This is a genomic window from Protofrankia sp. CiP1_Cm_nod2, from assembly GCF_920664355.1.
GTDB lineage: Bacteria > Actinomycetota > Actinomycetes > Frankiales > Frankiaceae > Protofrankia.
The window spans coordinates 3423-7919 of sequence record NZ_CAKKTL010000052.1; the positions used below are offsets into that span (position 1 = coordinate 3423).

General features: G+C 71.0%; 3 protein-coding genes. 2 read left to right on the plus strand and 1 reads right to left on the minus strand.

Annotation, left to right across the window (positions count from 1 at the left end):
- Positions 1 to 468 precede the first annotated feature (468 nt).
- On the plus strand, positions 469 to 1434 hold the full coding sequence (locus NBW84_RS08155) for an NAD(P)/FAD-dependent oxidoreductase (protein ID WP_445548549.1): 966 nt from the start codon (positions 469 to 471) through the stop codon (positions 1432 to 1434).
- Positions 1435 to 2417: 983 nt separating this feature from the next.
- On the plus strand, positions 2418 to 2978 hold the full coding sequence (locus tag NBW84_RS08165; protein ID WP_445548665.1) for a sirohydrochlorin chelatase: 561 nt from the start codon (positions 2418 to 2420) through the stop codon (positions 2976 to 2978).
- Between the two features lie 243 nt (positions 2979 to 3221).
- Here NBW84_RS08165 and NBW84_RS08170 read toward each other — a convergent pair whose 3' ends face one another.
- Complete coding sequence (locus tag NBW84_RS08170) at positions 3222 to 4406, minus strand: uroporphyrinogen-III synthase (protein WP_445548667.1); 1185 nt, start codon at positions 4404 to 4406, stop codon at positions 3222 to 3224.
- Positions 4407 to 4497: the final 91 nt, after the last annotated feature.

Consider the following 4497-nt stretch of genomic DNA (forward strand, 5'->3'; position numbering starts at 1 on the left):
TCCTGCCCACCACGCGCCACGGCCACCGAGCCGGGCCAACGGGACCGTCGACCGGATCGCCGCCCGGCACGGACCGGAGATTTTTTCGGTGCCGGCCAGCGGGCCAGGAAGACGTGATCGGGTTTCCAACAGTAAGCGCCCGGCACCAGGCCGGATTATCCGGCGGCCCGCCCAACTGATGACACGACCAGTTTCCTCCTGGTTTCGCCCGCCCTGCCGGAATATCCGGACCACAACCGTCAACAGGGAAACACCACCGTGAATGCGCACGTGCCGCGCCGACGTCGACGCACGTGTCGGGGCACCTCACTCTGCGATGCGGCAGGATGGGTAAAAAATTCTTCCAGTGGCGCTGTCCGGACCCGCATATCCGGTCCGGTCACGGCCACATGGCACCAGGAGTCGCATGTGGACGCACTGACCACTACTGGCCCTGACGGCTCGGCATCGGTGGATGTCGACACCGACATGTTGATCATCGGCGCCGGCCCGGCCGGCCTCTTCGGCGCCTACTACGCCGGATTCCGCGGGATGTCCGTGACGGTGATGGACTCGCTGCCCGAAGCCGGCGGCCAGGTCACCGCGATGTACCCGGAAAAGGTGATCTACGATGTAGCCGGGTTCCCCGCGGTGCGGGGCCGGGAGCTCATCGCCGCCCTCGTCGCCCAGGCCGGCGCGTTCTCCCCCAGCTACCTGCTCGGCCAGCAGGCGACCGAACTGGCCCACGAGGCCGATGCCGTCGTGGTCACCAGCGCGCAGGGCACGCGGGTGCGGGCGAAGGCCGTCGTCATCACCGGCGGGCTCGGGACGTTCACGCCGCGCCCGCTACCCGTCGGCAGCGACCATCTCGGCCGTGGCCTGGTCTACTTCGTCCCGAAACTGGACGTCTACGCCAACGCCGACGTCGTCATCGTCGGCGGGGGTGACAGCGCCTTCGACTGGGCGCTCGCCCTGGAGCCGCTGGCCCGGTCGGTGGTCCTCGTCCACCGGCGGGACCGGTTCCGCGCGCACGCGCACACCGTCGAGAAGGTGCTGGCCTCCAGCGTCGAGGTGCTCACGCACACCGAGGTCGCGACCATCCACGGGGACAGCCAGGTGGAGAAGGTCGAACTGCTGAACAACAAGTCCGGCGACCGCCAGGTCCGCCCGGCCCAGGCGATCGTCGCCGCCCTCGGGTTCACCGCCGACCTCGGCCCCCTGACCCGCTGGAACCTGACCGTCGAGAAGCGTCACATCGTGGTGGACACGACCATGGCGACCGGCGTCGAGCGGATCTTCGCCGCCGGCGACATCACCGAGTACCCGGGCAAGGTACGTCTGATCGCCACCGGTTTCGGTGAGGTCGCGACCGCGGTGAACAACGCGGCACCAGTCATCGACCCGTCCGCCAAGGTCTTCCCGGGCCACAGCTCCGACGACGGCCCCGCCGGCTGACACCCCGAAGCACCACCCGGGACGCCCGGGCACCCTGACAGCCCGGGCACCAGGGACCCCTCCAGGGTGTCCGGCCGCCTCGTGACGCCCGGGCGCCCTGACGGCTCGGGCGCCCTGACCGGGCCCTCGACATGCACCGGCCGCGACATCCGTAATTCCCCATTCCCCGCGCCCGGCTTCCGCGTTGCCCGAAGGTGTCGTCCAATATTGTTCTACATTGTCTTGTGTTGTTCAAAGTTGTTTGAAATTATTTGGTGCTGTTCGGCTCGGCACCATGTGGCCGAATCCGAAACGACTCGCCGCCCCGGACAAGTACCCCGCGACGGCGACGTCCCTCCCCGGGTTCCGGCTGAACCAGGGTTTTGCCCGAAACGCTGTCCAGCTGGGCCCGCGCGCGGCTGGGCCCGACAACGGGCCCAGCGTCCGGACGAGCGCTCTCCGACGGCGCTGCCACCCATCCGGCTGACGAGCGAACTCACCATCGCCGACGGCGAGCCATCCGGCGGGACCGCTCTTCACGCCAACAGGCCACTCTTCACGCCAACAGGCCACACCGCGACGAACGGGCTGTTGCCGTCGGGCCAGCCGGCGGCAGTGTGACCGTGTGCCCCGACGAACGCGGCATTACCCGATGGGCGCACCGCCGGCGCAGACTGGTGGGTATGCGGGGTCTACTGGTGATCGGGCACGGCTCACGGCGGGACGAGGCGAACGCGACCGTCCGCGAGGTCGCTCGCCTGCTCACCACATCCGGCTGGGCCACCCGCGCCACACCCCCCGTACCCGGTACCACACCCGCTGCACCCAGCGCCACACCCCCCGTACCCGGCGCCACACCCGCTGGGCCCGGCGCCGCGCTTGCCGCGTCCGGCCGTCCCCCAGCTCCCGCATCCGGCCAGGTCACACCCCCCGCGCCCGGTCAGGCCGTGGCCCGCGCGCTCAGGCGGGGAGCGGCTTCCCCACTCGGGCGGGAGACAGCCCCTGTGCCCGGCCCGTCCTATCCGTCCGCCGCTTCCAGCCCGCCCACCATTTCCAGCCCGCCCGATGCTTCCAGCCCGCCCACCACTTCCAGCCCGTCCGGTGCTTCCGGTGCTTCCGGACGCGGGACGGACACCACGCCTGATCCGGTAACCGGTGCCATATCCGACGAGTTCGAGACCTCGGCGGGCGGGCTCAAGACCCCGCCCGCCGAGGCCGATCCTGGCGTGACGGGTGGTCACCATCAGATCCACTGGCACGCGGTGGAGCCGGCCTTCCTGGACGTGGTCCAGCCCGACATCATGGCCGGCTACGCCAGCCTGGCCGCCGCCGGCTGCACCGAGATCGTGGCCCACCCTTTCTTCCTGTTCGACGGCAGCCACACGTCGCGGGACATCCCGGCCGCCCTCACCCGGGCCCGGGAGCGCTTCCCGCACACCCGCTGGACGCTGACCGCGCCACTCGGGCTGCATCCCGGTGTGCTGACCGCTGTCACCGCCCGCATCGACGACGCCCTTACCGGCCATGCCTGCACCGGCCATGCCTTCGCCCCGGACGAGCCCTGACCGAATGGCCCCCGACGACGCCTGATGACAACCGGTGGACCTGATGACAACCGGTGGCAGGCACCAGCGCGCCCACACCGGCCTCGCGCCCACCTCGAACGGGCTCTCGCCCCGAACGGTCTCCCGATCACCATTCGGACAATCACCCGCCCCCTCTCGTCCCAGTCAAGAGAACGAGAGTGAAAACGGCTGCCACAGCGACCGTTCATCCCCTCGTTCGCGTGATCCGAGAGTGTTCGATCATCAGCTTTTGGCGGGTTTCGGGGCGGACGCGTGTTGGCCGACCGGCGTTTCGGACGAGCGGGCTCTGGTGACGGCATCGGCCACCGCCGCGGCCAGCGGATGGATGCCGGGCTCGGTCGCCACCGCGTCCACCCGGATGCCGGCGTGCTGACAGGCCGCGACGGTACGCCGTCCTATCGCGGCCACCATGATCCCGTCCGGTAGGGGGCCGTACAGCGCGACGGTCGCGCGGGCCGCGGTCGACGACGCGAACGCCACCGCGTGCAGGTCGCCGTGCCGGATCTCCTCGACGATCCGCGGGTCGGGTTCGGCGACGACATCGGTCAGGAGGCTGATCCGACGCACCGTTTCCGCTCCGGCGGGCGGCGGCGCGGACGCGCACACCACCACGCGGACGCTGCCGCCCATCACCGCAGACACCGCATCCTGCGCGTCGGTGGGCTCCGCAGCCCGCGTCCGCGCACTGTGTGTGTTGGCGCGCTCCGGGCCATCAGCGCTGACGGGCAGCCGGGCGCAGGACAGCCCAAGGGCCTCCAACGAGACCTCCGCCTCGGCGTCGGCGGCCATCAGCACGAGCCCGGCAAGCGCCCGGACGTCGCGGCCGGCCCGACGCAGCAGTGTGACCACCGCCGCGACCTCCGCGACGCCCGCCAGCACCAGCGCGTCCGCGCCGGCGAGCGCCGCCAGCAGCGGTGCCGGGGCGGCCACCGGCCCGGGACGCGAGACGACACTCTCCACGGCGTCCGCGCCGAGCGCGCGTAACCGGGCGGCCAGCAGCCCGGGACGCGGCCTTGTCCGCGGGACGAGCACCCGGACTCCCGCCAGCGGACGGTCGGCGTCCACAGCCGGCGAGCCGGTGACGGATCCGCGCGGATCATCGTAACCATTCGTAAGACCGTGACTGTCAACACCGCCGGACCTGTCGACGCCGCCAGGGCCGTCGCCGGGGCTGTCGCCAGGGCCGTCGCCGGAGCCGGCTCCATTCCGGGGGCGCGGTCCCGCCCAGGAGTGCGATCTCACCGTTGCCCGGCCTGGCGAGTTGTCGGCGCCGCCAGGCCTGACGGTGTCGCCCGAGCTCACGCCGTCGCTCGCGATATCGCTGGCGCTCTCGCGACTGTCACCGTTGCCACTGCCACTGCCACTGCCACTGCTGGTGCTGGTGCTGGTGCTGGTGCTGGTGCCCACGATGGCACTGTCGTAACTGCCATCGCCATCGCTGCCGCTGTTGGTGTTGGTGTTGGTGCCCACGCTGGCGCTGTTGGTATCACCGCCATCA

What these genes read in the sequence shown, in the direction of transcription:
- NBW84_RS08155 (WP_445548549.1), top strand. Translation starts at nt 469, where the DNA reads ATGTTGATCATCGGCGCCGGCCCGGCCGGCCTCTTCGGCGCCTACTAC.